The organism is Phenylobacterium sp., from assembly GCF_013822795.1.
In the GTDB taxonomy this organism is placed as follows: domain Bacteria; phylum Pseudomonadota; class Alphaproteobacteria; order Caulobacterales; family Caulobacteraceae; genus Phenylobacterium.
On sequence record NZ_PNLB01000004.1, the window covers coordinates 153,705 to 179,204 of the forward strand.

The 25,500-nt window shown below is 69.1% G+C and carries 23 protein-coding genes; 6 read left to right on the top strand and 17 right to left on the bottom strand.

Annotated features, from left to right (window positions below; genetic code table 11):
- Nucleotides 1-14: 14 nt before the first annotated feature.
- Together C0481_RS05165 and miaA are read right to left on the bottom strand one after the other, a co-directional pair.
- Nucleotides 15-1,811, bottom strand: coding sequence for an acetolactate synthase 3 large subunit (locus tag C0481_RS05165; protein WP_293401338.1), 1,797 nt, complete (start codon nucleotides 1,809-1,811; stop codon nucleotides 15-17).
- A gap of 170 nt (nucleotides 1,812-1,981) precedes the next feature.
- Nucleotides 1,982-2,911: a tRNA (adenosine(37)-N6)-dimethylallyltransferase MiaA gene (gene miaA / locus C0481_RS05170; RefSeq protein ID WP_293401340.1), complete on the bottom strand. Its 930-nt coding sequence runs from the start codon at nucleotides 2,909-2,911 to the stop codon at nucleotides 1,982-1,984.
- Here miaA and serB point away from each other — a divergent pair.
- Together serB and C0481_RS05180 are read left to right on the top strand one after the other, a co-directional pair.
- Entirely contained in the window at nucleotides 2,910-3,803 is an 894-nt protein-coding gene (gene serB, locus C0481_RS05175; RefSeq protein WP_293401342.1) for a phosphoserine phosphatase SerB, read from the top strand. The two genes, miaA and serB, sit on opposite strands and share 2 nt — an antisense overlap.
- 49 nt (nucleotides 3,804-3,852) lie before the next feature.
- Nucleotides 3,853-4,518 (top strand): HAD family phosphatase, encoded by a 666-nt coding sequence (locus C0481_RS05180; protein ID WP_293401344.1) that lies wholly within the window; start codon nucleotides 3,853-3,855, stop codon nucleotides 4,516-4,518.
- On the opposite strand, the gene C0481_RS05185 is transcribed toward C0481_RS05180, so the two are convergent.
- Nucleotides 4,502-5,251 carry a trypsin-like peptidase domain-containing protein gene (locus tag C0481_RS05185; protein ID WP_293401346.1) on the bottom strand — a complete coding sequence of 250 codons (750 nt, stop codon included), beginning with the start codon at nucleotides 5,249-5,251 and terminating at the stop codon, nucleotides 4,502-4,504. The two genes, C0481_RS05180 and C0481_RS05185, sit on opposite strands and share 17 nt — an antisense overlap.
- 333 nt (nucleotides 5,252-5,584) lie before the next feature.
- On the opposite strand from C0481_RS05185, the gene C0481_RS05190 reads away from it, so the two are divergent.
- Nucleotides 5,585-6,427: a class I SAM-dependent methyltransferase gene (locus C0481_RS05190; RefSeq protein WP_293401348.1), complete on the top strand. Its 843-nt coding sequence runs from the start codon at nucleotides 5,585-5,587 to the stop codon at nucleotides 6,425-6,427.
- Between the two features lie 3 nt (nucleotides 6,428-6,430).
- Here C0481_RS05190 and C0481_RS05195 read toward each other — a convergent pair whose 3' ends face one another.
- The 5 genes from C0481_RS05195 to hflK all read right to left on the bottom strand — a co-directional run bounded on the left by C0481_RS05195 (nucleotide 6,431) and on the right by hflK (nucleotide 10,542).
- Complete coding sequence (locus C0481_RS05195) at nucleotides 6,431-7,321, bottom strand: sulfatase-like hydrolase/transferase (protein WP_293401350.1); 891 nt, start codon at nucleotides 7,319-7,321, stop codon at nucleotides 6,431-6,433.
- An 81-nt stretch (nucleotides 7,322-7,402) separates the two neighbouring features.
- Nucleotides 7,403-7,789: a sulfatase-like hydrolase/transferase gene (locus tag C0481_RS05200; RefSeq protein WP_293401352.1), complete on the bottom strand. Its 387-nt coding sequence runs from the start codon at nucleotides 7,787-7,789 to the stop codon at nucleotides 7,403-7,405.
- A gap of 145 nt (nucleotides 7,790-7,934) precedes the next feature.
- Nucleotides 7,935-8,477: a GNAT family N-acetyltransferase gene (locus C0481_RS05205; protein WP_293401354.1), complete on the bottom strand. Its 543-nt coding sequence runs from the start codon at nucleotides 8,475-8,477 to the stop codon at nucleotides 7,935-7,937.
- Entirely contained in the window at nucleotides 8,477-9,367 is an 891-nt protein-coding gene (gene hflC / locus C0481_RS05210) for a protease modulator HflC (RefSeq protein WP_293401356.1), read from the bottom strand. The genes C0481_RS05205 and hflC overlap by 1 nt, the downstream gene beginning before the upstream one ends.
- A complete protein-coding gene (gene hflK, locus C0481_RS05215; protein ID WP_293401358.1) occupies nucleotides 9,364-10,542 on the bottom strand; it encodes an FtsH protease activity modulator HflK in 1,179 nt (392 codons plus the stop codon). Before hflK ends, hflC begins: the two co-directional genes overlap by 4 nt.
- 123 nt (nucleotides 10,543-10,665) lie before the next feature.
- On the opposite strand from hflK, the gene C0481_RS05220 reads away from it, so the two are divergent.
- Nucleotides 10,666-11,778 (top strand): Mrp/NBP35 family ATP-binding protein, encoded by a 1,113-nt coding sequence (locus C0481_RS05220; protein WP_293401360.1) that lies wholly within the window; start codon nucleotides 10,666-10,668, stop codon nucleotides 11,776-11,778.
- Here C0481_RS05220 and C0481_RS05225 read toward each other — a convergent pair.
- From C0481_RS05225 to C0481_RS05235, 3 genes are all read right to left on the bottom strand, one after another.
- Complete coding sequence (locus C0481_RS05225; RefSeq protein WP_293401362.1) at nucleotides 11,775-13,187, bottom strand: MFS transporter; 1,413 nt, start codon at nucleotides 13,185-13,187, stop codon at nucleotides 11,775-11,777. The genes C0481_RS05220 and C0481_RS05225 overlap by 4 nt on opposite strands.
- A 91-nt stretch (nucleotides 13,188-13,278) precedes the next feature.
- Nucleotides 13,279-14,739, bottom strand: a complete 1,461-nt coding sequence (locus tag C0481_RS05230; protein ID WP_293401364.1) for an MFS transporter — start codon at nucleotides 14,737-14,739, stop codon at nucleotides 13,279-13,281.
- Between the two features lie 164 nt (nucleotides 14,740-14,903).
- Nucleotides 14,904-15,746 carry a helix-turn-helix transcriptional regulator gene (locus tag C0481_RS05235; protein ID WP_293401366.1) on the bottom strand — a complete coding sequence of 281 codons (843 nt, stop codon included), beginning with the start codon at nucleotides 15,744-15,746 and terminating at the stop codon, nucleotides 14,904-14,906.
- Nucleotides 15,747-15,840: 94 nt separating this feature from the next.
- On the opposite strand from C0481_RS05235, the gene C0481_RS05240 reads away from it, so the two are divergent.
- A complete protein-coding gene (locus tag C0481_RS05240; RefSeq protein ID WP_293401368.1) occupies nucleotides 15,841-16,728 on the top strand; it encodes an SDR family oxidoreductase in 888 nt (295 codons plus the stop codon).
- Nucleotides 16,729-16,798: 70 nt separating this feature from the next.
- Here C0481_RS05240 and C0481_RS05245 read toward each other — a convergent pair whose 3' ends face one another.
- The 6 genes from C0481_RS05245 to C0481_RS05270 all read right to left on the bottom strand — a co-directional run bounded on the left by C0481_RS05245 (nucleotide 16,799) and on the right by C0481_RS05270 (nucleotide 23,118).
- The gene (locus C0481_RS05245) at nucleotides 16,799-17,704 is read right to left on the bottom strand and encodes an SDR family NAD(P)-dependent oxidoreductase (RefSeq protein WP_293401370.1); all 906 of its coding nucleotides are present in this window, start codon (nucleotides 17,702-17,704) and stop codon (nucleotides 16,799-16,801) included.
- A gap of 115 nt (nucleotides 17,705-17,819) precedes the next feature.
- The gene (locus C0481_RS05250; protein ID WP_293401372.1) at nucleotides 17,820-19,310 is read right to left on the bottom strand and encodes a hypothetical protein; all 1,491 of its coding nucleotides are present in this window, start codon (nucleotides 19,308-19,310) and stop codon (nucleotides 17,820-17,822) included.
- Between the two features lie 26 nt (nucleotides 19,311-19,336).
- Nucleotides 19,337-20,101, bottom strand: a complete 765-nt coding sequence (locus C0481_RS05255) for a hypothetical protein (protein ID WP_293401374.1) — start codon at nucleotides 20,099-20,101, stop codon at nucleotides 19,337-19,339.
- A 156-nt stretch (nucleotides 20,102-20,257) separates the two neighbouring features.
- Nucleotides 20,258-21,223, bottom strand: coding sequence for an HlyD family efflux transporter periplasmic adaptor subunit (locus tag C0481_RS05260; RefSeq protein ID WP_293401376.1), 966 nt, complete (start codon nucleotides 21,221-21,223; stop codon nucleotides 20,258-20,260).
- A gap of 6 nt (nucleotides 21,224-21,229) precedes the next feature.
- Nucleotides 21,230-21,979 carry an ABC transporter ATP-binding protein gene (locus C0481_RS05265; protein ID WP_293401378.1) on the bottom strand — a complete coding sequence of 250 codons (750 nt, stop codon included), beginning with the start codon at nucleotides 21,977-21,979 and terminating at the stop codon, nucleotides 21,230-21,232.
- Nucleotides 21,976-23,118: an ABC transporter permease gene (locus C0481_RS05270; protein WP_293401380.1), complete on the bottom strand. Its 1,143-nt coding sequence runs from the start codon at nucleotides 23,116-23,118 to the stop codon at nucleotides 21,976-21,978. The genes C0481_RS05265 and C0481_RS05270 overlap by 4 nt, the downstream gene beginning before the upstream one ends.
- Nucleotides 23,119-23,277: 159 nt before the next feature.
- Between C0481_RS05270 and C0481_RS05275 the strand changes: the two genes are divergently transcribed.
- The gene (locus C0481_RS05275; RefSeq protein WP_293401382.1) at nucleotides 23,278-25,350 is read left to right on the top strand and encodes a S46 family peptidase; all 2,073 of its coding nucleotides are present in this window, start codon (nucleotides 23,278-23,280) and stop codon (nucleotides 25,348-25,350) included.
- The last annotated feature ends 150 nt before the right edge of the window (nucleotides 25,351-25,500 follow it).

A 25,500-nucleotide genomic window follows, 5' to 3' on the forward strand; every position in this document is an offset into this window, starting at 1 on the left:
CGCCGCCGCTCGACCTAGACCAGACGCTTGCCGGCGTCGTCGATGATGGAGCCGAGGTCGCGGGCTTCCTCGGCCATGATCATTTCGTTGTGGGCCTTGCCGGACGGGATCATCGGGAAGCAGTTCTCTTCCTTGGTGACCCGGCAGTCGAACAGCACCGGCTTGGGGCTGGCGATCATCTCGCGGATCTTGTCGTCCAGTTCGTCCGGGTGCTCGGCGCGGATGCCGACGCCGCCGAACGCCTCGGCCATCTTCACGAAGTCCGGCAGGCTCGACGAGTAGGAGTGGCTGTAGCGCTCGCCGTGCAGCAGCTGCTGCCACTGGCGGACCATGCCCATCCATTCGTTGTTCAGGATGAAGACCTTGATCGGCAGGTCGTACTGAATGGCCGTCGAGATCTCCTGCATGGTCATCTGAACCGAGGCGTCGCCGGCGATGTCGATGACCAGGGCGTCCGGGTGCGCCATTTGCACGCCGACCGCGGCCGGCAGGCCGTAGCCCATGGTGCCGAGGCCCCCGGAGGTCATCCAGCGGTTGGGCTTGTCGAAGTGATAGTACTGGGCCGCCCACATCTGGTGCTGGCCGACCTCGGTGGTGATGTAGGTCTCACGGTCCTTGGTCAGCTCGTACAGGCGCTCGATCGCATACTGCGGCTTGATCAGCTTGGTGTCGGGCCGATAGCGGAACGATTGGCGGGCGCGCCAGGCCTCGATCTGACGCCACCAGTCGTCGAGCGCGGCCTTGTCGGTCGACAGGTTGCGCGACTTCCAGGCGGCGATCATGTCCTCCAGCACGCTGGCGGCGTCGCCGACGATGCCGATGTCGGCGCGGACGTTCTTGCTGATCGACGAGGCGTCGATGTCGATGTGGATCTTCTTCGAGCCAGGGGCGAAGGCGTCCAGACGGCCGGTGACCCGGTCATCGAAGCGCGCGCCGACCGCCACCATGACGTCGCAGTCGTGCATGGCGTTGTTGCTCTCGAAGCTGCCGTGCATGCCGACCATGCCCAGCCAGGCCGGATCGGAGGCCGGGAAGGCGCCCAGGCCCATCAGGGTCGAGGTGACCGGCGCGCCGGTCAGCTGGGCGAGCTCGCGCAGCAACTCGGCGGCGCGGGGGCCGGCGTTGATGACGCCGCCGCCGGTGTAGAGGATCGGACGGCGGGCGCCGGCCAGCAGCGCCACGGCCTCGGCGATCTTGTTCGGCTCGCCCTTGGTGCGCGGATTGTAGTTGTGCGCGTGGGTGACCTCGGTCGGGCCCTGGTAGACGCCCTTGGAGAACTGAACGTCCTTGGGGATGTCGATGACGACGGGGCCGGGGCGGCCGGACGTGGCGATGTGGAACGCCTCGTGGATGATCCGCGGCAGGTCGGCGACGTCCTTGACCAGGTAGTTATGCTTGGTGATCGGGCGGGTGATGCCGATCGTGTCGCACTCTTGGAACGCGTCGGTGCCGATCAGGTGGGTGGCGACCTGGCCGGTGAACACGACCATCGGGATCGAGTCCATCAGGGCGTCGACGATGCCGGTGATGGCGTTGGTCGCGCCGGGGCCGGAGGTGACCAGGACCACGCCGGGCTTGCCCGTCGAGCGGGCGTAGCCCTCGGCCATATGGGTCGCGCCTTGCTCGTGGCGGACCAGGACGTGCTGCAGGCGCTGCTCTTCGAAGAGCGCGTCATAGATCGGCAGCACTGCTCCGCCCGGATAGCCGAACAGCACTTCGACGCCCTGGTCGATGAGGGCGCGGACCACGATCTCGGCGCCGGTCAGGGTCTCAACCGTCGTTTCGGCAGCTATCGTCTGGTGGGCTGTCATTTCAGCAAGGCCTTGATTTTCGGCAATAAAAAAGGCCCTCGAGGGGCCTGGGCGAGCGACCTTCAGCGGTCTGACACGTGGTCAGTCCGCGAGAGGTCGCACAGAGAGTACAAGAAGCTCACGCACGAGCATTCTCCAAATGAAGTCGCCGAGGTCATGACATGCCCCGTTCACCCCGTCAAGGCAGGGTGTAGCGCAATAAACTGCCTCCATTGGTCCTCGTGGGCGACGGCAGTGAGGCGCGGCCAGTCGGCCATCTGACCACGCAGCCAGGTGGCCTGGCGCTTGGCGTATCGGCGGGTTTCGCGCTGGGCGTTCTGCAAACCTGCCGCAAAGCTGACCTCGCCCGACAGCGTGGCCGCCAGCTCGCGATAGCCGACCGCCTTCATGGCCGGCAGATTGGGATCAAGGCCGCGGGCGGCGAGGGCGGCGACCTCGTCCAGCGCGCCCGCGCCGACCATGATCTCCAAACGCCGGTCGCAGCGATCGAACAGCGCCTCGCGCGGGGGATCGAGCGCGACGCCGGCCCAGCTTCCCGGAGCGATGGCGGGATCGGTGCGCGCTTGCCAGTCGCTGAGCGAGGTTCCGGTGGCGGCGAACACCTCCCAGGCCCGGGTCAGGCGCTGGCGGTCGGCCGGCGAGATGCGGCCCTCGGCGGCGGGATCGGCCTGCGCCAGCCGCTGGCGGAAGGCGGCTTCGCCCATGGCCTCGAACTCGGCGGCGGCCTGGACCCGGATCTGCGGCGGGGTGTCGGGCACCTCGGCCAGGCCGTGGGTGAGGGCGCGGAAATAGAGGCCGGTGCCGCCGACGATCACGGTCGGGCGGCCGCGGGCGGCGATCTGCTGGATCAGCGCGAGGGCCGCACGCAGCCAGCGGCCGACGGACCAGCCCTCGGCGGCGTCGACCACGCCGAAGAGGTGATGCGGGGCGGCGGCCTCTTCCTCGGGGGAGGGGCGGGCGGTCAGCAGACGCAGGTCCGCGTAGAGTTGGAGCGCGTCGGCGTTGACGATCTCGCCCCCGATTTCACGGGCCAGGCGCAGGGCCAGGGCGGACTTGCCGCTTGCGGTCGGCCCGGCGATCAGCCAGATGCGGGGCTCCATGCAGATCGCCCTTACCCTTGTCGGTCCCGATTCAGACGCCGCCGCGAAGGCGCTCGCCACACTGGCTCCAGCGCTCGCAGGCGTGCACGCCCGCGTCAAGGAGCCGCGCACCCTCGGCCCCGGCGCGCTCGACCTGCTGGTGGAGGGCGCTGATGTAGCGACCGTCCGCGCCGCGGCCGAGGCGGCCCTGGCTGGATCCGGGGTCGACGCCTGCGCCCAGCCCTGGGACGGCCGCAAGAAGCGGCTGCTGCTGGCCGACATGGATTCGACCATCATCAACGTCGAGTGCATCGACGAACTGGCCGACTTCGCCGGCGTGAAGGACAAGGTCTCGGAGATCACCGAGCGGGCCATGCGCGGCGAACTGGATTTCGAGGGCGCGCTGCGCGAGCGGGTCGGGATGCTGAAGGGCCTGCCGCTGGGCGACCTGCAGCGGGCCTATGACGAGCGCGTGCGGTTGAACGCTGGGGCGCGGACCCTGGTGCGCACGATGTCGGCGAACGGCGGCCGCGCGGTGCTGGTCTCGGGCGGCTTCACGTTCTTCACCTCGCGGGTGGCGCAGGCGGCGGGCTTTGCGGCCAACCGGGCCAACACCCTGAACGAGGACGGCAGCGCGCTGACCGGCACGGTCGGCGAGCCGATCCTGGGCAGGGAGGCCAAGTTGGCGGCGCTGAAGGAAGAGGCGGCCGGCATGGGCATCGAGCTCGCCCAGACCCTGGCGGTCGGCGACGGAGCCAACGATCTGGCGATGATCGAGGCCGCAGGCCTGGGCGTGGCCTACCGCGCCAAGCCGATCGTCTCGGCCCAGGCCGACGCCAAGGTCGACAGCGCCGACCTGACGGCGCTGCTCTACTTCCAGGGCTATCGCGCCGACGAATTCGTAACGGACTGAAGCCGGGTTTGAATTCCGCTCATGGCCGCCGCGCGCTAGAAGCCCGGCCATGAGTTTGCCCCGCATCCCCAAGGCCGTGATCTTCGACATGGACGGCCTGCTGGTCGACACCGAGTCGGTTTATCGCGAGGCCATGACCGCCACGGCGATCGCCGAGGGGCTGGAGTTCCCGAACGAGCTCTTTCTCAGCCTGATCGGCCTGTCCTGGCCGGCCAACGCCCAGATCCTGCAGACCCACTATGGTCGCGGCTTCGACCCCGAGGCGTTCAAGGTCGCCAGCGTCACGCGGTTCCGCGAGCTGGTCGCGGCGGAGGTGGCGCTGAAGGCCGGGGTGCGCGAGATCCTCGACCTGCTCGACGTGCTGAGTCTCCCCCGGGCGATCGCGACCTCGTCGGGCCACGAGTCGGTCAAGCATCACATCGGCGGCCACGGGCTGCTGGACCGCTTCCACGCCGTGATGGCGGCCGGCGACTACGCCAACGCCAAGCCGGCGCCCGATCCCTATCTGCGCGCCGCCGAGGCGCTGGGCGTCGCCCCGGTCGACTGCCTGGCGCTGGAGGACAGCCACAACGGCGTGCGCGCCGCGGCGGCGGCAGGGATGATGACCATCATGGTGCCCGACCTGCTGGACGCGACCGAGGAGATGCACAGCCTGTGCATCCGCATCGCCCGCGACCTGCACGAGGTCGAGGCGCTGATCAGGGCTGGCGCGTAGGCGGCGCGGCGGCCGGCGGCGGGCCGGCCTTCACCTCGTCGACCATCGCCTTCACGACATTGGCCGGGATGGCGAAGGCCAGGCCGGCGCCGGGCTCGCCGCGCGACTCGCGGGCGCTGGCCATGCCGATCACCTGGCCGGCGCTGTTCAGCAGCGGGCCGCCGGAGCCGCCGGCGGTCAGGGCCGCGTCGGTCTGCAGATAGGCCTTCACCGGGCCGCTGAGCGCCGCGCCGGCGAAGGGATCGTCCTCGTCCATCGGCGCGCCGATCTGGCGGTTCACCGCCGAGATGATGCCCGAGGTGGCGGTGCCGACCAGGCCGTAGGGCGCGCCCATCAGCACGACCGGCTGGCCGGCCTTGACCTGATTGCTGTCGCCGAACGAGAGGGCGGCGAGCTGGCGCCCGGGGGTGGCGCGATAGACGGCGACGTCGGCGGCCTCGTTGGCGCCGGCCAGCTCGGCGCGGGCGACCGAGCCGTCGGCGAACACCAGATTGACCACCGGCAGGCCGCCGGTGACGTGAGCGGCGGTGACCACCAGCCCGTCGGCCGAGACCACGAAGCCCGAGCCCATCTGCATCGGCGCGCCGCCCCCGCGGCCGTCCGAACCGGAGACGGTGAGCATGACCGTGGCCGCCTGGGCGCGCTGAACCGCGTCGACGAAGTTGGTCCCGCCGCGCGCGGCGGGGGCCTGGTCGCCGCGATGGCTGAGGCCCCAGCCAATCAGCAAGAGCATGAGGAAAATAACGACGCCGGCCGCGGCGTAGAGAAGCTGTTGAGTGCGCAAAATGCAGGCTCCGACGTAGTGACTCACGCCGGAAAGCGGCCAAGGCGCAGCTTGGTTCCCTTTGGGGCGTGCTGCGGATGGCCGCAGTTTGGGGCGCTTTCGGGGCGAGTTTGCCCAGGAATCGTCCAGGCGGCGACGCCGACGCTTCGACCGAAAGGTCGATTTCAACTAGGTCTTGTCTTCGCCAACCCCGCGTTGCGGCGCAGGCGGCTTCGGCGCTACTGAGTGTGTCCTGGCGGCGACGCGGCCGAAGGGCCGGACCGCGGGGGGAGACTGAGCGCCATGACGCTTTACGCCAAGCTGATGCCCGCGCCGCTTCGGCGGCGACTGCAGCCGCACGTGCAACGAGCGCTGGAGGTCAGCGGCCTGATCGCCGTGCTGCATCGCCGCCAGGAGCGGCGGCTGGCCCAGGCGCCGGCCGCGCCGTTCGACGACGGCCTGCCGATGCCGCCGCCCGAGCTGCTGGTGCTGGTCGGGGCGAGTTCGGACGGGCGGTGGTTCTCGGAGGGCGGACAAAAGCACGCCGCGATGTTCGAGGACCTGGCCGCCGCGCACGGCGTCGACGTCGGCGCAGGCAAAGACGTCTGGGACCTGGGGAGCGGTTGCGGACGGATCGCCCGCCGGCTGGCGCCGAAGGTGATCGCCGGCGGCGGCGGCTTCACGGGCTCGGACATCAATCGCAAGCTCGTCGACTGGACGAGCGCGAACCTGCCGGGGCGCTATCTGCTGAACGGGCTGCGGACCCCGACGCCGCTGGAGCCGAAGTCCAAGGACGTCGTCTATGCGTACTCGGTGCTGACCCACCTGCGGGAAAAGGCGGTGCGCGCCTGGCTGGAGGAGGTTCACCGGGTGCTGCGGCCGGGCGGCCTGGCGCTGCTGACCTTCCACGACGAGGGCTATGCGCGCGCCTGGGGGCCGAAGGGCGTCGCCGAGCGCCTGGAGCGGGAGCCGTTCATCGTGCTGAACGACGCTATGGAAGGCTCCAACTACCTATCGTCCTGGACGACGCGCGAGCAGTTCACGGCGATGGCTTCGCCGCTGTTCGAGGTGCTTGAGATCGTGGCCGGGCGGGCGGACAATCCGACCCAGGCCATCGCGGTGCTAAGGGCGCGCGGCATGATCTAGGACTCACCGCTTCGGTACGTGATCGAGCGGGGCGCCGGCCGGAATGAGCGGTTCGCGAGCCACGCTGGCGGCATGGTCGGCCAGCAGCCGATTGAAGTGGCCGACCGTCCAGGTATGCAGGTAGGGCAGACTGTTGGGTTCGCGCTCCTGCGGGTCGACAGTGAGATTGATCAGGTGCGGCGTGGCCAGTTTGGTCGGGGCGTCGGTCAGGTACTTCTGAGCGACCATGATCAGTTTGAAGTTGCGCCACTTCGCGCCGTAGATTTCCTGGCCCATCCAGTAGATGTAGCCCTCGCGCGCCGAGGCGGGGTTCTTGCCGGTCAGCCAATCGAGCTGGTTGAGGCCGTCGATCACTCGGTCGTCTGGTGGCTCAAGGCCGGCGGCGCGCAGCAGCGTCGTGAACCAGTCGGTGACGTGCATGATTTCGTCGCTGACGCCGCCCTCGGGAATGCGGCCGGGCCAGCGGGCGATGCAGGGGGTGCGCAGGTTGCCTTCGCCGCCGGCGAAGTACGACCCCTGCCAATAGCCGGGCGAGCCGCGCCAGAGCAGCACTTCCTCCGGGCCGTTGTCGCCGGCGAACACCACCAGGGTGTCGTCGGTCAGGCTCAGTTCCTCCAGCAGGTCGAGCAGGGCCCCGAAGTCGGCGTCGAGTTCGAGCAGGCTGTCGGCCCAATCGCCCTGCCGTGTGCAGCCCTTGAACTCCTGCCGCGGGATCACCGGCATGTGCATCAGCGAGTGGTTGAAATAGACGAAGAACGGCGTCTGGGCGGCGGCCGAGCGGCGGATGTGGTCGGCCGCGCGCCGTAGGTACTCGCGGTCGCAGTCGCGGCGGACCTCCAGGGTGAGCTGGTCGCCTTCGGTGACGTCGGTTTCGCCGCGCCGAATCTCGACCATGCGGCTGACAGGATCGCGGGCCGGATCGTACCAGGGATCGTCCGGCCAAAGCGCCTCGTCATAGGTGCGCGGCGGTCCGTATCATTCCTGAAACCCCTTGTCGGTCGGCCAGCGGCCGAGGCCCTCGCCCACATGCCACTTGCCGTAGGCGGCGCAGGCGTAGCCAGCCTCGTCCAGCAGATCAGCGATGGTCCTTTCCCAGGCGACAAGGCCCCAGCCCTTGGCCGCGCCGAGCGGGACGCTGTGGGTGCCTGAGCGAACCGCGTGGCGTCCGGTCAGGAAGGCCGAGCGGGTCGGGGTGCATTGCGATTCCGGGCAGTAGTTGGTGAGGCGCAGGCCCTCCCGCGCAAAGGCGTCGATACGGGAAGTCGTGGCGCCGCGGAACGGCCCGCCGGAATAGCAGCTGAGTTCGCCGAACCCGAGGTTGTCGACGTGGAAGAACAGGATGTTCGGCGTCGCCTTCGTCATGACGGCCTCAAGTTGTCTTAGGCCATCATTGCAACACGACTGGGGAGGGCGGGGCGATCAGGTGACCACCTAACTCGGGTCGTCGGGCGGCCCCAGACCACCCTTTGTTGCGGACGCTGACAGCGACCGTTCGGCGCCGCGTATCCTAGAGCTCGATCCAGTAGTGGACCGAGGTTTCGCCGGGCAGCCAGATGTGCGGGATGGCGGCGGTGCGCACGCCGCCGTTCTTTTCGATGACGCGGATCGAGGCGGCGTTGCTGGCGCTGACCGTCAGCAGCACGCGGGTCAACGGCAGGTGGGCGCGGATGTGGTCGAGACCGGCGGCGAGGATGGCGCTGGCGTGGCCCTGGCCGCGGGCGCCGGGGCGCACGGCGTAGCCCACGTGGCCGCCGACCTTTTCCAGGTTCTCGTTCAGGTGATGGCGGATGTGCAGCGAGCCGAGGAATTCCTCGCCCTCGACCCACCAGAGCACGGTGTAGGGCACGGCCGGGCCGTGGCTGCCGTCGGGCAGGACGACGTGGGTCGGCGGGGTCAGCTGGCTGGCGACGAAGGCGGCCGGGTCATCGGCGACCTGCGCAATGCTCTCCGGCGTCTCGGGCCGGAGGGTGTCGCGGGCGTAGCCCTCGCGCATCGCCGCCACGAAGGACGGCATATGCGCGAGGTCAGGCCGGACGAGACGCGGCGCCATCAGCGGGCGTTGGGGCCGCGTTCGAAGTACTTGAAGAAGGCGCTGTCGGGCGAGAGCACCATGGTCGTGTCGCCCTGGCCGAGCGAAGCCTCGTAGGCCTGCATCGAGCGGTAGAACGAGGCGAAGGCCGGGTCTTTGCCGAAGCCCTGGGCGAAGAGGCGGGTCCGCACGGCGTCGCCTTCACCTCGGGTGGTCTCGGCCTGCTCGCGGGCGGTGGCCAGGGTGATGGCCACTTCCTTGTCGGCGCCGGCGATGATCTCGCGCTTTTCCTGCTCGCCAAGCGCCCGTTCTTGTGCCGCTGCCTGCTGGCGGCTGGTCTGCATGCGGCGGAACACCGATTCCTGGATCTGCGGCGGGTAGTCCGCGCGCTTGATGCGGATGTCGATGATCTGGATGCCCAGGCGCGAGGCTTCAGCGCGGGCGACGACGTCCTTCTTGGTCTGAGCCAGCAGCGCCTCGCGGCGGCCGGAAATGATCTCGCTGGACGTCGCGGTGCCGAGCACCTGGCGCAGCGAGGAGTTCACCAGCCGCTCGATGCGGTCGCTGGCGGTCTGCTCGTCGCGCAGAGTGCGGTAGTAGAGCAGCGGATTGGAGATCCGGTAGCGGACGAAGGCGTCGACCACCAGGCGCTGCTGGTCGGACGCGGTGATTTCTTCCTGCGCGGCCTCGATGGCGAGGTTGCGCTTGTCGAACATGACCACGTTCTCGACGAACGGGACCTTGATCTTCAGGCCCGGATCGGGATCGCCGGGGGCGTTGATGACGCGGACGGGCTCGCCCAGCCGCACGATCACCGCCTGCTTGCGCTGGTCGACGATGAAGAAGGTCTGCGAGGCGACGATCAGGGCGCCGGCCAGCAGGATGCCGAGAACGGGAAGGCTGCGGGTCATCGGGCGGCTCCCGTCGACGGAGCGACCGTGGGCGGCGCGGGCTCCGCGGCCGGAGCCGGCTGAGTGCGCGGACGGAAGACGTCAGGCGGCAGGATGATCGGCGCGCTCGCGCCCTTGCCGTCGATGACGACCTTGTTCGACTTGGCCAGCACGCGTTCCATGGTCTCGATGTAGAGGCGGTCCTTGGTCACGCCCGGAGCGCGGCGGTACTCGTTGTAGATCTGGTTGAAGCGGGCGACGTCGCCGGTCGCTTCGCGGACGGCCTGCTCGCGATAGCCCTGCGCCGACTGGACCAGCTTGGCCGCGTCGCCCTTGGCCTCGTTGACCACCCGGTTGCGGTAGGTGTTGGCCTCGTTGCGCGCCGATTCACGGTCCTGAGTGGCGCTGTTCACGTCGCGGAACGCGGCGGCCACTTCCTGCGGCGGGTTGGCCGAGCGGATCTGGACTTCGACGACGCTGATGCCGGCGCCCCAGGAATCCAGGGTCTTCTGCATCAGTTCGGCGGTCTGGGCCTGGACCTGGCCGCGGCCGGTGGTGAGGATCGGCTGCAGGTCGGACTTGCCGACCACTTCGCGCATGGCGCTTTCCGCCGCAGCCTTCACCGAGGCGTCCGGGTCGCGCAGCGTGAACACGTACTTGCTGGCGTCGGCGACGCGCCAGGTGACGCTGAAGTTCAGGTCGACGATGTTCTCGTCGCCGGTCAGCATCAGGCTTTCTTCGGCAACCTTGGCGTCGCCCACCCCGCCGATGTCGATGCGGTTCAGGGTGGTGACCGGCACCTTCTCGACCCGCTCGATCGGGGCGGGGAGATGGTAGCGGATGCCCGGGGCCTCGGAGCGCGAATAGGCGCCGAAGGTGGTGACCACGGCCTGCTCGTTCGGCTGGACGATGTAGACGCCCGACAGCGCCCACAGACCAACGCCGACGCCGGCCACCGCGGCCACCGCCGCGGGACGCACGCCGTCGCCGCCAGGACCGCCGAAGAAGTCGCGCAATTGGCGTTGCAGCCGCTCGAAGGCGGCGTTCAGTTCGGGCCCTTCGGGGCGGCGCGGGCCGCGCGGGCCTCCGCCGCCACCGCCCAGCGGGCGGCGGGGTCCGGGTTTCTTGTCGCCGTTCCCTTCGTTGGGCGGCGGCGCGCCCCAAGGGCCGGGGTTCGCGTTGTCATTCCAAGGCATGGTCGCGTCGTCTTGCTTTCGTCTCGGCGCGGCCGCGTCGTTAGGCCCGTGCGTGGGCTTGTAAACCGGCGCTGTGAGCCGGATATGTGGCTCAACACCGGTTAAAGCAAGTCAAAGGGCCGTATGGAGCCGACAATCCCCGACCGCGACAGCGTCCTGGCAGCGCTTGATCGTATCCTCGATCCGAAGACCGGCAAGGGGTTGGCGAGCGCCGGGCTCGTCCGTGGGCTGACGGTCGGTCGCGGACGCGCCGGCTTCATGCTCGAGGTGCCGGCCAGCGAAACGGCGCTGTACGCCCCGGTGCGCGACGCCGCCCAAGAGTTGCTGGCGACCTTGCCGGGCGTGGAAAAGGCCCAGGTGGTGCTGACCGCCGAACATGCCGCCGAGCCGCCGGCCGAAGGCGTCACCCGGGTGCGCAAGGGCGCGCGCGTGGCGCAGGACCCGCAGGCCGCCCCGGCTCCACCGGCCGACGCCCAGCGCCCGGCCCACGTGCGCCGGGTGATCGCGGTGGCCAGCGGCAAGGGCGGGGTCGGCAAGTCGACCGTCTCGGTCAACCTGGCGACGGCGTTCGCCGCCCAGGGGCTGAAGGTCGGGCTGCTCGACGCCGACGTCTATGGCCCCTCGGCGCCGCGGATGCTGGGCATCGACCAGGAGCCGGCCTTCGTGGACGGCAAGCTGCAGCCGCTGGAGGCCTGGGGCCTGAAGGTGATGTCGATCGGCTTCATGGTCGACGAGGGCGCGCCGATGATCTGGCGCGGGCCGATGGCCAGCTCGGCGGTGCGCCAGATGATGAACGACGTGGCCTGGGGCTCGGAGTCCGAACCGCTGGACGTGCTGGTCGTCGACCTGCCGCCGGGCACCGGCGACATTCAGCTGACCCTGATCCAGAAGATGAAGATCGACGGGGTGGTGATCGTCTCGACCCCGCAGGAGATCGCGCTGATCGACGCGCGGCGGGCCGCCTCGATGTTCCAGAAGACGGCGACGCCGATCCTGGGCGTGATCGAGAACATGGCCTTCTTCAGCGATCCGACCACCGGCGCGCCGATCCCGATCTTCGGCTCCGGCGGGGCCAAGGCCGAGGCGCAGAAGCTGGGCGTGCCGGTGCTGGCCGAGATCCCGCTGGAGGTCTCGCTGCGCGAGGCCTGCGATCAGGGGCGGCCGCTGGTGGCCACGGCGCCCGAGAGCGCCGCGGCCAAGGCGTTCGTGGCCGCCGCGAAGGCCTTGATGGCCTAGCGCGGCGCCTCGGTGGCCAGCCCGACGCCGCTGACGGCGTCCAGCAGGTCAGCTTCGGCGTTGAGGGCGTCGCGCTCGTCGAGCTGCCGGCGGACCTCGGCGTGGCGCTTGGCGTCGAGCTTCCAGCCGATGAAGGCCGCGCCGCCGAAGAACACCAGAATGATCGGGGCGAAGACGTAGCAGAGCTCGAGGCCGCGGATCGCCGCGGGCGTGTTCGTCGCGCCTTCGGCGGCGTTGTAGCCGACCAGGTCGAGGACGGTGAACGAGACGCCGACGGTGATCGCCGTGCCGATCTTCTGCGTGGTGGTGACCAGGGCGTAGAGCAGGCCCACGCGCTCCTTGCCGGTTTCCAGGCGGACCTCGTCGGCGACGTCGGCGACCATGGCGCGGACGATCAGCACGAAGGCCGAGGAGACGAAGCCGACCGAGAACATGCCGGGGATCGCCAGGGCCATGGTGGCGGGCGGGATGATCATCAGCGCCGACTGGGTGACGGCGTAGGCGACGGCCGAGACGATCAGGGCGCGGTGCTTGCCGATCTTCTGGGCCAGCCAGCCCCAGAACATGGCGCCGACCAGGCCTGCGCCGATGAAGAACACCAGCAGCACGCCGGTCTGCGGGGTCGTGTAGCCGCGGGCGTCGTGGAAGAAGAACAGATAGAGCGCCGCCGTGGTGCCCGGGCCGAGCGCCATGAACAGGTCGGCGAAGATCAGCCGGGCCATTTCCGGGCGGCGGACCAGGTCCCAGTAGTCGCGCAGGGTGACCCGTTCCTTGCTGACGTCGGGGGCGACGCGCTCGGGGGTGATCAGGGTGCAGAGCGCCAGCGTGACCGGGATCAGCAGGATGCAGAACCAGCCCATGGCGTGGACGCCGTTCGCGCCTTCGCCTTGCTTGCCGAGCGCCAGCGGCAGCAGCAGGATCAGCACCGCGCCGATCACCCCGACCGCCTGGATGACGCCGTAGACGCGCGAGCGGTCATGGTAGTCGGTGGCCAGCGACGCGCCCCAGGCGGCTTGCGCCAGGGTCAGGATCGAGACGCCCAGATAGAGCACCAGCAGCCAGCCGATCAGGTAGACCTCGGTGATCCCGGGGTGCGCCATGAACAGCATGTAGGCGGCGAGCATGACGATCGGGCCGCCGGCCAGCAGCCAGGGCCGGTAGCGGCCGAAGCGCGAGCGCGTGCGGTCCATGGCCATGCCCAGCAGCGGGTCGATGGCCAGGTCGATGAGCCGTACGATGGTGAAGGCCAGGCCGACCGCGGCCAGCGACAGGCCAAGCTGACCGGCGAAGAACCGCGGCAGGTAGACCGCCATCACCAGGCCGATGGCGGCGATGGGCAAGGCGGTCGAGGAAAACGCCATAACGACGGGCAAGGGCAGACGGGGGCTGCCGGCGGCGGAATGCGCCATGTATCGCCTCAAATGTCAGGCCCCAGAAAAATGAACAGGGGCAGGGTCAAAATGAAACCGGCCCGGACAAAGCCGGGCCGGGGCAGTCTGATTATCGGCCCGCCGAAGGCGGAACCGCAATGGTCGTTTCGATGGTCACCGTTTCGAGGGTCATGTTTTCGGTGGTGAGGGTCTCGACGACGACGGTCTCGGTGTAGAGGGCGTCGCGCTCGTCGAGCTGGCGGCGGATCTCGCCGTGGCGCTTGGCGTCAAGGCCGTAGCCGATCATGCAGGCGCCGCCCAGCATGACGAAGACCACCGGCCCGATCATGTAGGCGAGCTCGAGGTTGTGGATGGCCTGCGGCGTATTCACCACCCCCTCCTTGGCCACGTAGCCGACAGCCTCAAGCACCAGGAAGGTCAGGCCGATCGAGAATGCGCCGGCGATCTTCGAGGTCATGGTGGTGATGGCGTAGAGCAGGCCCGAGCGTTCGCGGCCCTGTTCGAGGCGCACTTCGTCGGCGATGTCGGCGGTCATGGCGCGGGTCAGGACGTTGAAGCCCGCGGCCAGGAAGCCGGCCCCGAACATCGGGAAGATCGCGACCAGCATGTTCCCCTTGGGGATCGCCATCAGCGAGATGAGGATCAGGGAGTAGCCGGTGGTGGCGACCATCACCGCGCGGTGCTTGCTGATCATCATGGCCAGGCGGCCCATCATCGGCGCGCCGGCGAAGCCGGCCAGGATGTAGACGGCCAGCAGGATCGAGGCCTGGCCGGTGGTGAAGCCGCGGCTGTCGGTGAAGAAGAACAGGTAGAGGGCGCTCATCCAGCCCGGGCCGAGCGCCAGGCAGAGGTCGGCGGCGAGGATGCGGGCCATGCTGGGACGCGAGACCAGGGACCAGTAGTCGCGCAGCTTGAACTGTTGGCCGGGCACCTCGGGCGCGATGCGCTCGGGCGTGCGCCAGACCACCAGGCCGACGGCGATCGGGGTCAGGGCGAGGATGAACCAGCCCATGGTCGCGACGTTGCCGGAATCGGGCAGGCCGCGCTGTTCGGCGATGATCGGGATGGCGAGGATGGCGGCCGCGCCGAGCACCCCGACCGCGGTCATGATCCCGAAGACGCGCGAGCGGTCGTGATAGGTGGGCGCCAGGGTGGCGGCCCAGGCGGCGTGCGACAGGCTGAGGATCGAGGTCCCCAGGTACATGACCAGCAGCCAGAAGATCAGATAGCCGATCCCGACCCCTTCGCCCGGCATGAACAGCCAGTACATTGAGGCCATCAGGAACGGCGCGCCAACCACGGTCCAGAGCCGGTATCGGCCCCACTTGGTCCGCGTCTTGTCCATCACCCAGCCCAGCAGGCCGTCGACCGGAATGTCGATCATGCGGACGATGAAGAAGGCGCCGCCGACGGCGGCGAGACTGACGCCCAGGTGACTGGCGTAATGGCGGGGCAGGTAGACCGCCACCGCGATGATCACCGCCTGGATCGGCAGACTGGTGGCCGCGAAGGCGAAGATGGTGGACAGCGGCAGCGAGCTGGCGCGCGGGCCCGGCGAGGCCTGGGTCAAGGTTCGATTCTCCCTAGGGTGGGCGAGCCTCTGACGGGCCAGCTCATTCCCTTAGGTTACGCGCGATCACCTAGGTTGCGGCAAGTGAATTCGTTGAAATGCGAAAGAGAGCGTCGGCGGTGCGTCGCTGAGGTCTCAGGCGGTTGCACGCTGAGCGCGAGCCATCAGTTCTTGCTCGCGGTCGTGCTCAGCAAGGCGGCGATCTTCTCGGCGTCGGCGGCGCTGGCCGGATTGTAGACCAGCATGCTGAGGTCCAGCCGCCCGTCGACGGCGAAGACCGAGTGCTCGAAGGCGATGGTCCCGAGCTGCGGGTGGCGCATGCGCTTGACCGCTTCGACGTGGGGCAGGACCTCGTTCTCGCGCCACATGGCGGCGAATTCCGGACTGCGGCGGCAGAGCTCCTCGACCAGAGGGGCGACCTCGGCGGCCGCGCCGGCCCGGGCGGCGTCGACCCGGAACGCGCTGACCACGAAGCGGGCGATGGCGTCCCAGTCGTAGTGGCGGGCTCGGGCCTGAGGATCGAGGAACATCATCCGCAACGCATTGCGCTCCTCCGGCGGGGCGGCGTCGTAGTCGGTCAGCAGCACGCTGGCCGCGCGGTTCCAGGCGACGACGTCCCAGGTGGCGGTGCGGATCAGGGCCGGGCAGGGCAGCAGCGCGTCCAGCACCCGCTGCAAGCGCGGCGAGGCGCCGTCGCTGCGGCGGTAGCGGGCCTCGGGCGGGCGGCCGAGACCGAGCAGGAACAGGTGCTCGCGTTCGGCCTCGGTCAGCATCAGCGCGCGCGAGATGCGGTCGAGCACGTCGGCCGACGGTGCGCCGCCGCGGCCCTGTTCGAGCCAGGTGTACCAGGTGGGGCTGATGTTGGCGCGCTGGGCGACTTCCTCGCGGCGCAGGCCCGGGGTGCGCCGCCGGCCGGTAGCAAAGCCCAACGCCACCGGGTCGAGCTTGTCGCGGCGGTCCTTGAGGTAGGTCCCGAGCCGGTTGTCGTCGGCGAAGGCGAGGCTCATGCTGGTACCCATTATACCCTGATAACGGCACTACTTTACCAGGATGTAGAGGGGCGCGCACCTTAGCGATCGAGACAGCCAAGGAGATCGGGCGATGCGCGTATTCGTAACAGGGGCGACGGGTTTCGTCGGGACGGCGGTGACGGCCGAGTTGGTCGGCGCCGGCCACCAGGTGGTAGGGCTGGCGCGCTCGACGGCCGGGGCCGAGGCGCTGGCGGCGCTGGGCGCCCAGGCGCATCCGGGATCGCTGGAGGACCTGGCCAGCCTGGAGGCGGGCGCCGCGAAGGCGGACGGGGTGATCCACCTGGCCTTCAACCACGACTTCTCGACCTACCAGGCCAATTGCGAGGACGACCGCCGGGTGGTCGCGGCGTTGGCCGCCGCCTTGTCGGGTTCCGACCGGCCGCTGGTGGTGACTTCGGGGACGGGCATGAGCACGGCCGGTCCCGGGCGGACGGCGACCGAGGACGACCCGCCGGCGAACTCGGCGCTGCTGCCGCGGGCGGCGTCGGAGGAAGCGGCGCAAGCGGCGGCGGCGCAGGGCGTCAACGCCAGCGTGGTGCGGCTGCCGCAGGTGCACGACACCCAGAAGCACGGCCTGATCACCTATGCGATCGACCTGGCGCGGGCGAAGGGCGTCTCGGCCTTTGTCGGCGAAGGCGCCAACCGCTGGACCGCCGCTCATGTGGGCGACGTGGCGCGGCTCTACCGGCTGGCGCTGGAGCGGGGTGAGCGAGGCGCCCGCTATCACGCGATCGCTGAGGAAGGCATCGCAATGCGCGCCATCGCCGAGGCGGTCGGACGGCGCGTCGGGGTTCCTGCCCGGTCGATCACCCCGGAGGAGGCGCCTGCGCACTTCGGCTGGATGGCGATGTTCGCGACGCATGACGTGCCGGCTTCCAGCGCCCTGACCCGCGAGAAGCTGGGCTGGACGCCCGTGGGGCCGGGGCTGATCGCCGATATCGAGGCGGCGGGCGCCTGAAACGAAAGCGGGCGGCCGCTCCTGTAAAGGAACGACCGCCCGCGCATTCGCGTCCGTCAGGTGCGGAGGCTTAGCCGCCTTGCAGCTTGCGGAAGAACTTGCCGCTCTGCTCGCCGCCGTTGACGTAGGCCTGTTGGCCTTCCGGGTCAGCGATCTTGGACCAGTTGTCGCGGACTTCCTCGACCGACAGGCCGCCTTCACCGAGGTACACGCCCTCGGTTTCGTAGATGCGCGACAGGGCGAAGGCGCCGGCGCCGGCGGTCAGGATCGCGCCGGTGGGGGCTTCTTCCGAGGCCAGGTAGACGACGCCGGGGGTCACGTACTCAGGCTTCAGCTTTTCCAGCACCGGGGCCGGCATCAGGTTCTCGGTCATGCGGGTGGCGGCGACCGGGCTGATGGCGTTGATGTGGATGTTGTTCTTCTGGCCTTCGAGCTTGATGGTGTTCATGAAGCCGATGATGCCAAGCTTGGCCGCGCCGTAGTTCGACTGGCCGAAGTTGCCGTACATGCCCGACGACGAGGTCGTCACGACGATGCGGCCGTAGTTCTGCTCGCGCATGATTTCCCAGACGGCCTTCACGGGCTTCACGGTGCCCATGAGGTGGACGTTCACGACCAGCTCGAAGTCCGACAGTTCCATCTTGGAGAAGGACTTGTCGCGCAGGATCCCGGCGTTGGCGATCAGGATGTCGATGCGGCCCCAGGTGTCCATGGCCTGCTTGACCATCAGGGCGACGCCGGCGTCGTCGGTGACCGACGAGCCGTTGGAGATGGCTTCGCCGCCGAAGGCCTTGATCTCGGCGACCACGGCGTCGGCCGCGGCCGAGGAGCCGCCCGAACCGTCGACCGAACCGCCCAGATCGTTGACGACGACCTTGGCGCCGCGACGGGCCAGCTCAAGGGCGTGCTGACGGCCCAGGCCGCCGCCCGCGCCGGTGACGATCGCGACTTTGCCGTCGAAGCGGATGTCCGCCATGAGAAGTCTCCCATCAAACAGGGGTTTGAAATTTCGCCGCGGTTTGTGCGGTGCGGGAGAGGTGACGTCAAGCATTCCTCCCGCGTCGGGGAGGCGACCTGCGGGCGGGCGAGGCTTAGGCGCCGAAGCGATCGACGATGACGCCGTGCCGCAGCCCGCGGTCGCTGACGGTCAGCGAGGCGGCGCCGAGCTTGTCCATCACCGTCCTGACGATGCACGCTCCGGCCAGGATGACCTCGGCGCGATTGGGCTGCAGGCCGACGATTGATCGTCGCGTGGCCGTGTCGCAGGACTGGTAGAGCTCGATCTGGCGGTCGATTTCGGCGGTGTCCAAGACGGCGCCCTGCACGATGTCGGGGTCGTAGACGCTCAGCGCGAACTTGACCGCCGCCAGGTTGGTGACCGCACCGCCCATCGCGACCAGGGCGTCCGGCCGCGGACGTCCGTCGAGGCTGGAGAGGTCGGCCGAGATGGCCGCCCGCGCCTCGTTCAGCACGTCGGAGGCGACGACGCCGCCGAGCCCGAACCGCTCAGTGTAGCTGGCGGCTCCGACATTGACGCTGAACCGTTCGAGCACCTGGCGGTCCTGGCCGAAGGTGAACTGGCTGCTGCCGCCGCCGGTGTCGAACACCACCAGCGAGCCGCCGGCCGCAGCCAAGCCCGCTTCCACCGCTCGATAGGCCAGCCGGCTCTCGTCCTCGCCGGAAATCACCTCGATCGTGACGCCGGTTCGCGCGCGGACCACCTCGACGACCGCCGTGCTGTTGCGGGCGAGCCGCATGCCGGCGGTGCCGACGGCGAGGATCACATTCGCGCCGGTGCGGCGGGCCTCGCCGACCATCTCGCAGATCGCGTCGGCGGTGCGCGCGGCGGCCTGGGGCGAGATCTCGCCGCTCGCCTCAAGGCCTTCGCCGAGCCGGGTCAGTTCGGCGCGGTCGAGCACGGCGCGCCAGCCGTCGCCGGCGCGCTCGGCGACGTGCAGCTTCACCGAGTTGGTGCCGACGTCGATCACCCCGTAGCGCTCCGGCGCCTCGTCGAGCAGGCGCTGCAGGCCGCGGGGATAGTTTGTGTTCAGATAGCCGCCGAGGCCAGCCGAGGTGACGGCCCGGACGACCGCGGCCGGGTCTTCGTCCTCGATTGCGATCGTGCGGCAGGGGATGCCGGCGGCGAGGACATCCGACAGCTCGGCGGTGCAGCCGTCGACGGTGTAGCGGACGCGATGCTTGCGAACCTTGACCGGCGTGAGCACCCCGGACGGCGCGACGAGTTCCTCGATGATCTGGGCCAGGGTGTAGGCCTCGCGGGCCAGCTGCGGCGGATCCAGCCCGAGCGCGGCGTACACCCGCGTCACTTCCGCGGCCGGAAGCGGGAAGGGGTGCTTGAGCACCGGCTCCCAGCGCTCGAGCCCGAAGGCGTCCACCTCGCGCAGGACTTTGATGTCCATCAGCGCGTCGCGCACCTTCACGATCGCGCCGGCGCCGCCCACGAAGTAGATTTCGTCGCTGTCCTGCACGCCGGTCTGCGGCCGTTCGGCGAAGCGGTCTCCGACGGCTCCGAAATCGCTTGCGAACGCGCGCCACTCCCATCGAGGGATGATCGGGGGCATCGGGCACTCCTCGCTGGCGCCTCAGGCTAGGCCGCGGCGTCCTTGATGGCCTTGGCGAAGTACTCCAGCGCCGTGCGGGTCTTGGTTTCCTGGGCGCCCTGCGGGTCGAGGCCGAGCTTGGTCAGGTGAGCCTCGAACGCCTTCTGGGCTTCGAGCGCCTCGGCCGGAGGGCTCTTGATCGAAACCTCGACGAGATCGTCGCCATTGGGCAGCCGCCATTCCTCGACGGTCAGCCGATAGGGGAAGCCCTTGTGCTCGAGCTTCCAGCGCAGCACACGGATCGGGCCCATCACGCTGAGTTTTCCGAAGTCGACGGGATGCTTGGAGAACTCGGCCAGGAAACGCTCCTGATCCTGGGAGAAGAGCTTGTCGATCGTCCGCTTGCCGTCGGCGACCTCGTTGATCTCGTCGTGCTTCTGGATGCAGGTGAGGGAGGCTGAGCGGACCACGCGCTCCCCGACGCAATCGGCCTCCAGCTTGAAGCCCTCCAGGCCCTTCCAGACCGCCGAGATGCTCGCCTGGTCGACCGGCCGAAACTTGACGGTGGAGTCGTCGTCGTCGCCCTTGACCAGGCGTGAGCGGACCGCGATCCCGGCGTTCAACAGATCGAGGTTCGGGGTGTCGTAGAAGTAGATGACGCGGACGTCGGCCGTGTCCTCGTTGACCCGCATCTCGCGTTCGGCGCGAAGCTCCTGGTCCGGACGGATCGTGACCTTGATTTCGACGGCGTCCATCCCGGCGAAGACGTCGGTGTCGCTCGGCGGGGGCGAGGGGGTGGCTGTCGTGCCCATGGACCAACTCCTTGTCGGCCGGGGCGGCGTCGCCGACGAGGCTACGGCGCGCCCCGGCGGCGATCATGGAAGGTCAAAGGGGCGGGCGCGCCAATCGGGTGCATCCCTCAACCGTGGCGCTGCGGCGCCCGCCGCAGGCTGCTGGGCGGCGATCGGTCAGCGCGCCGCCAGCGCCGTTGCGCCGTCACGCATGAACTTCACCAGCACCCGCTGGCCGATCAGGAACGGGGCGCTGTCGGCGCTGACCACCACCTCGACGACGCGGTCGTCGGCGCGCTCGCTGGGATCGTCGGATTGCAGCTTGCGGGCGCCGAACACGGCCGCGCGGCGCAGGACCTTGCCGTTGTAGATCTTGGTCGGCTCCGACTCCGGCGCGATCTGGACCGTCTGGCCGATGGCGACGTGGGGCAGGGCGCTTTCGGCGATCTCGGCGCGGACGATGCGCGGGGCCTCCGGCTCCAGGTCGAACATGTTGGAGACGTTCAGCGTCGAGGCGCCGGCGCCCGGATTGGCGTAGCGGCGGGCGATGCGGCCGTCGGTCGGGGCGCGGATGATGGTCAGTTCGAGGTTGTAGCGGGCCTCCTCCAGCGCCGCCTGGGCGGTGGCGATGGCCGCGCGCTGGGCCTGGATGTTGGCCTCCGCCTCGCGGATCTTGTCGACGGCCTGGTCGACCTTCTGGGCGGCGACGAAGTTGGTCGAGACCAGGCCCTGCAGCCGCTTGTGCTCGCGCTCGGCGGTGGAGAGCTGGACCTGGTACTGGGCCATCTGGGCCTTGGCCTGTTCGACGGCGGCGGCGGCGCGGGCGGCCGAGAGCTTGGGCTCGTCGTCTTCCTGGCGGGCGAGGATCTGACCCTTCACGACCTGGTCGCCTTCCTGGACATAGACCTCGCGCACGATGCCGGCTCGGCGGGCGGCGACCTGGATCATGCCGCCCTCGACGTCGGCCTTGCCGTTGGCGACGGCGACGAAGGGGCTCTTGGGCGCGGCGGCCGCGGCGGCCTTGACCTCGGCCTCCTTCTTGGCCTTGGCCTGGCTTGACGCCATGAAGGCGCCGCCGCCCAGAACGACGAGGGCGGCGACGACCGCGATCTTGATGCGGTTGGATTTCACGAAGGCGAGCATGGTCTCTTAGGCTCCAACGAGCTCGGTATGGCTGACGGGGGCGGCAGGCTGGGACGCACCGGTGCGGCGATCGTCCAGAATGCGTCCGTCTTCGATGTGGATGATGCGGTCGGCATAGGCCTCGAGCCGCGGGTCGTGGGTCACGCAGATGACCGCCGCGCCGTGCTCCTTGGCCGCGCGCTGCAGCAGCTTGATGACGATCTGGCCGTTCTCGCCGTCGAGGGCGCTGGTCGGTTCGTCGGCGAACAGCAGGCGCGGATCCTTGGCCAGGGCGCGGGCGATGGCGACGCGCTGCTTCTCGCCGCCCGACAGCTCGGCCGGGCGCTGGTCGAGGCGGTGGCCAAGGCCGACTTCGCTCAGGGCGAGGGCTGCGCGGTCCTTGGCCTCGGAGGGCGAGTAGCCCTTGTACTTGAGGATCGTGGTGACCTGCTGCAGGGCGCTGAGCGCGCCGAACAGGTTGAAGCCCTGGAAGATGAAGCCGCAGTGGTCGAGACGGAACTTGTCGATCCTGCCCGGCCGCAGGCTCCAGAGATCTTCGCCCAGCGCGGTGACCGACCCGGTGTCGGGCCGCAGCAGGCCAGAAAGGCTGGCGATCAGGGTCGACTTGCCCGAGCCGGACGGACCCATGACCATGGTCATCTCGCCGTGGCGGCAATCGAAGTCGACGGACTTCAGGACTTCGACATGGGTGCGGCCGGTCTTGAAGCGCTTGGTGAGGCCCCTGCCCTCGAGGGCGACGGCGTTCGTGGATATCATCGCAGCAGGTCCGCAGGTTGGCTCTTCTTGAGGATGCCGAGGGCCATCAGGCCGGAGGCCAGCGAGATCGCCATCAGCAGCACGCCGACGGCGACCACCCAGCCGAGCGGGAAGCCCATCGGCAGGCCGCCGCTGCGGGCCAGCAGCGAGACGAGGAAGGTGAAGAGGGCGGTGGCGCCCAGGCCCACGACCCCGACCCAGAACGACAGCTCCAGCACGATCAGCCGCAGCGAGCCCATCGAGACGCCCAGCGCGCGCAGGGAGGCGAACTCCTTGATGTTGGCGAGGATGGCGCCGCGCAGGGTCTGGGAGGTGATGCCGACCCCGATCAGGAAGCCGAGGAACACCGAGAAGCCGAGGAAGATGCCGATGATCTGCTCCTTCATCAGCGCGCTCTCGTTGGCCTGGGCGAGCTCGGCGCGGGTCCAGGCGCGATAGGCGCCCTTGGCGTCGGCGTTGAGCTGGTCGCGGACGGCGGCGGCCTGGGCGGGATTGTTGACGCGGACCATCAGCGGGCCGGTCTTCTCGCCCTTCTCCATCATGCCGAGCCGGCGAAGGGTGTCGCGCGAGACGACGATCGAGGGCTGGTTGATGTCGGGATAGTTGTCGAGCAGGGCGCGGACCCGGACGGTCTTGCCGTTGACCGTGGCGGTGTCACCGAGCTTGACGCCGAGACGTCCGAGCGCCGAGCGGTCGATGGCGACGGCGTTCGGCTCCATCAGCGCGATGCGCACGCTTTCCGGGTAGTCGACTGGCAAGGTCAGGGCGCCTGGCTCGGTGTCGACCATATTGACCTGCACGAAGGTGGTGACCTGTTTCTGGCCGTCCTTGGGCTGGTTGGTCCAGCGGCCGCCGCCGCCGTCGAAACTGGCGACCTCGGCGACGTTGGGGTTCAGGTAGAGCTGCGGGCCGATGCGCCGCGGCAGGCTGGAAGGGCCCGAGTTGATAAGGCTTTCCGATTTGGCCGGCATGATCATCAAGTCCGCGCGCGAGCGGTTGATCGTGGCCGTGGCGGCCTGGATCATGCCGGTGAACATGCCGACCTGGGCCAGGATCAGCAGGCCTGAAAAGGCGAGCGCGATCACCGCCGCCAAATAGCGGCGCCACTCGTAGATCAGGGTCGCTAGAGCCAATGACATGGGGCACTCCTCGCGCTCAGCATGTGCGGCCGACCGCCGTTCTCGCCTAGTTAAATCGAGGTAAGGCGCGGCCGTGGCGGCTGGCACCGCCGAAATGCAGGTGTTACGGAGTTACATCTTTGCGGCGCTCAGTGGCGGCCGTCTTTCAAGTTGGTGACGATGAATTCAGTGAAGTTCGGCGCGGGCCTCGGACTGGCCGCCGCGTTCTCGATTTCCGCCGCGCCGGCCCTGGCCGACGAAGGCATGTGGACCTACGACAACTTCCCGCTGGCCAAGGTGAACCAGGCCTATGGGCTGAAGTTGGACCAGAAGTGGCTGGACCGGATGCAGGCTTCTTCGGTGCGTCTGACCACCGGCTGCTCGGCCTCGCTGGTCTCGGGTTCGGGCCTGGTGCTGACCAACCACCACTGCGTGGTCGAGTGCGTCCAGGACCTGTCGTCGGGCGACAAGGACTATGTGCAGGACGGCTTCCTGACCGCCGCGCGCGAGGACGAGAAAAAGTGCCCGGGGATGCAGGCCGAGATCCTGGCCTCGATCACCGACGTGACCAAGGACATCCAGGCGGCCGGCGCCGGCAAGACCGGCCAGGACTACGTCCGCGCCCGCGAGGCGGCGATGGCGGCGGCCGAGAAGGCCGGCTGCGGCGATGACCCGAACGTCCGCTGCCAGGTGATCAGCCTGTACCGCGGCGGCCAGTTCAAGCTCTACAAGTATCGCAAGTACGCCGATGTGCGGCTGGTGTTCGCGCCGGAGTTCGCGACGGCCTTCTTCGGCGGCGATCCGGACAACTTCAACTTCCCGCGCTTCAACCTCGATGTCGGCTTCGTGCGGCTGTACGAGAACGGCAAGCCGGCGGTGACGCCGACCCACCTGACCTGGGTCAGTCGCGCGCCGCAGGAAGGCGAGGCGACCTTCGTCTCCGGCAATCCCGGCTCGACCAACCGCCTGATGACCGTCTCGCAGCTGGAGACCTTGCGTGACCTGACCATCCCGGTCGGCCAGCTGCAGCGCTCGGAGATCCGCGGACGCCTGGCGCAGTTCGGCCAGGAGAGCGCCGAGCACAAGCGCATCGCCACCGACCCGCTGTTCGGCATCGAGAACAGCTTCAAGGTGTTCTACGGCCAGCAGTCGGCGCTGAACGACAAGGCGTTCATGGACGCCAAGCGCGCCCAGGAAGCCGAGTTGAAGGCGAAGGTCGCCGCTGACCCGAAGCTCGCCGGCGAGATCGGCGATCCGTGGGGCGACATCGCCAAGGCGCAGGCCGCCTACGCCAACAACTACCTGCGTTATCGCCAGATCGAGGGCGGCGCGGCCTATTCGAACCTCTACTACTACGCCCAGACCCTGGTCCGCGCCGCGCAGGAGCGCGAGAAGCCGAGCGCCGAGCGGCTGGCCGAGTACGCCGACACGCGCCTGCCGCTGGTCGAAAAGAAGGTGCTGGACGCCAAGCCGGTCGATGCGGAGCTGGAGGAGGTCTACCTGGCCTTCTGGCTGTCGAAGACCCGCGAATACCTGACGACGGACGACGCCGCGGTGAAGACCCTGCTGGGCAAGGAGAGCCCCGAGGGCCTGGCCAAGCGCGCGGTCGCCGGCTCCAAGCTGGCCGATCCGGCAGCGCGCAAGGCGCTGTGGGACGGCGGCCTGGCGGCGATCAAGGCCTCGGACGACCCGATGATCCAGCTGGTGCTGCGCAACGACCCGGCCGCGCGCGCCGTGCGCAAGGCCTGGGAGACCGACGTCCAGGGCCCGACCGACGCGGCTGCCGAGCGGGTGGCCCGCGCCAAGTTCGCGGCCTATGGCGACGCGGTCTATCCGGATGCGACCTTCAGCCTGCGGCTCTCCTACGGCAAGGTCGCCGGCTGGAGCTATCGCGGCGTGACCGTGCCCTCGATGACCAACTTCGCGGGCCTCTATGACCGGGCGACCGGGGCCGAGCCCTACAAGCTGGCGCCGCGCTGGGTCGAGGCCCAGGCCAAGGTCAACCCGACCACGGTCTACAACTTCGTCACCACGAACGACATCATCGGCGGCAATTCCGGCTCGCCGGTGGTCAACGCCAAGGGCGAAGTGCTGGGCGCGGCCTTCGACGGCAACATCCACTCGCTGGGCGGCGCCTTCGGCTACGACGGTTCGATCAACCGCACCGTGGTGGTCGCCACCTCGGCGGCGACCGAGGCCCTGACCAAGGTCTACGGTCAGACCGCCTTGGTGAAGGAACTGACCGGGAAGTAGGGCGGCCGTCAGAGAAAGATGCTCCCCCACTGGGGGAGCTGTCAGCCGAACGGCTGACTGAGGGGGACTTTGACTCATAAGCTTGAGAGCAGTCCCCCTCCGTCTCGACGCTGCGCATCGATCCACCTCCCCCAAGTGGGGAGGACCTGT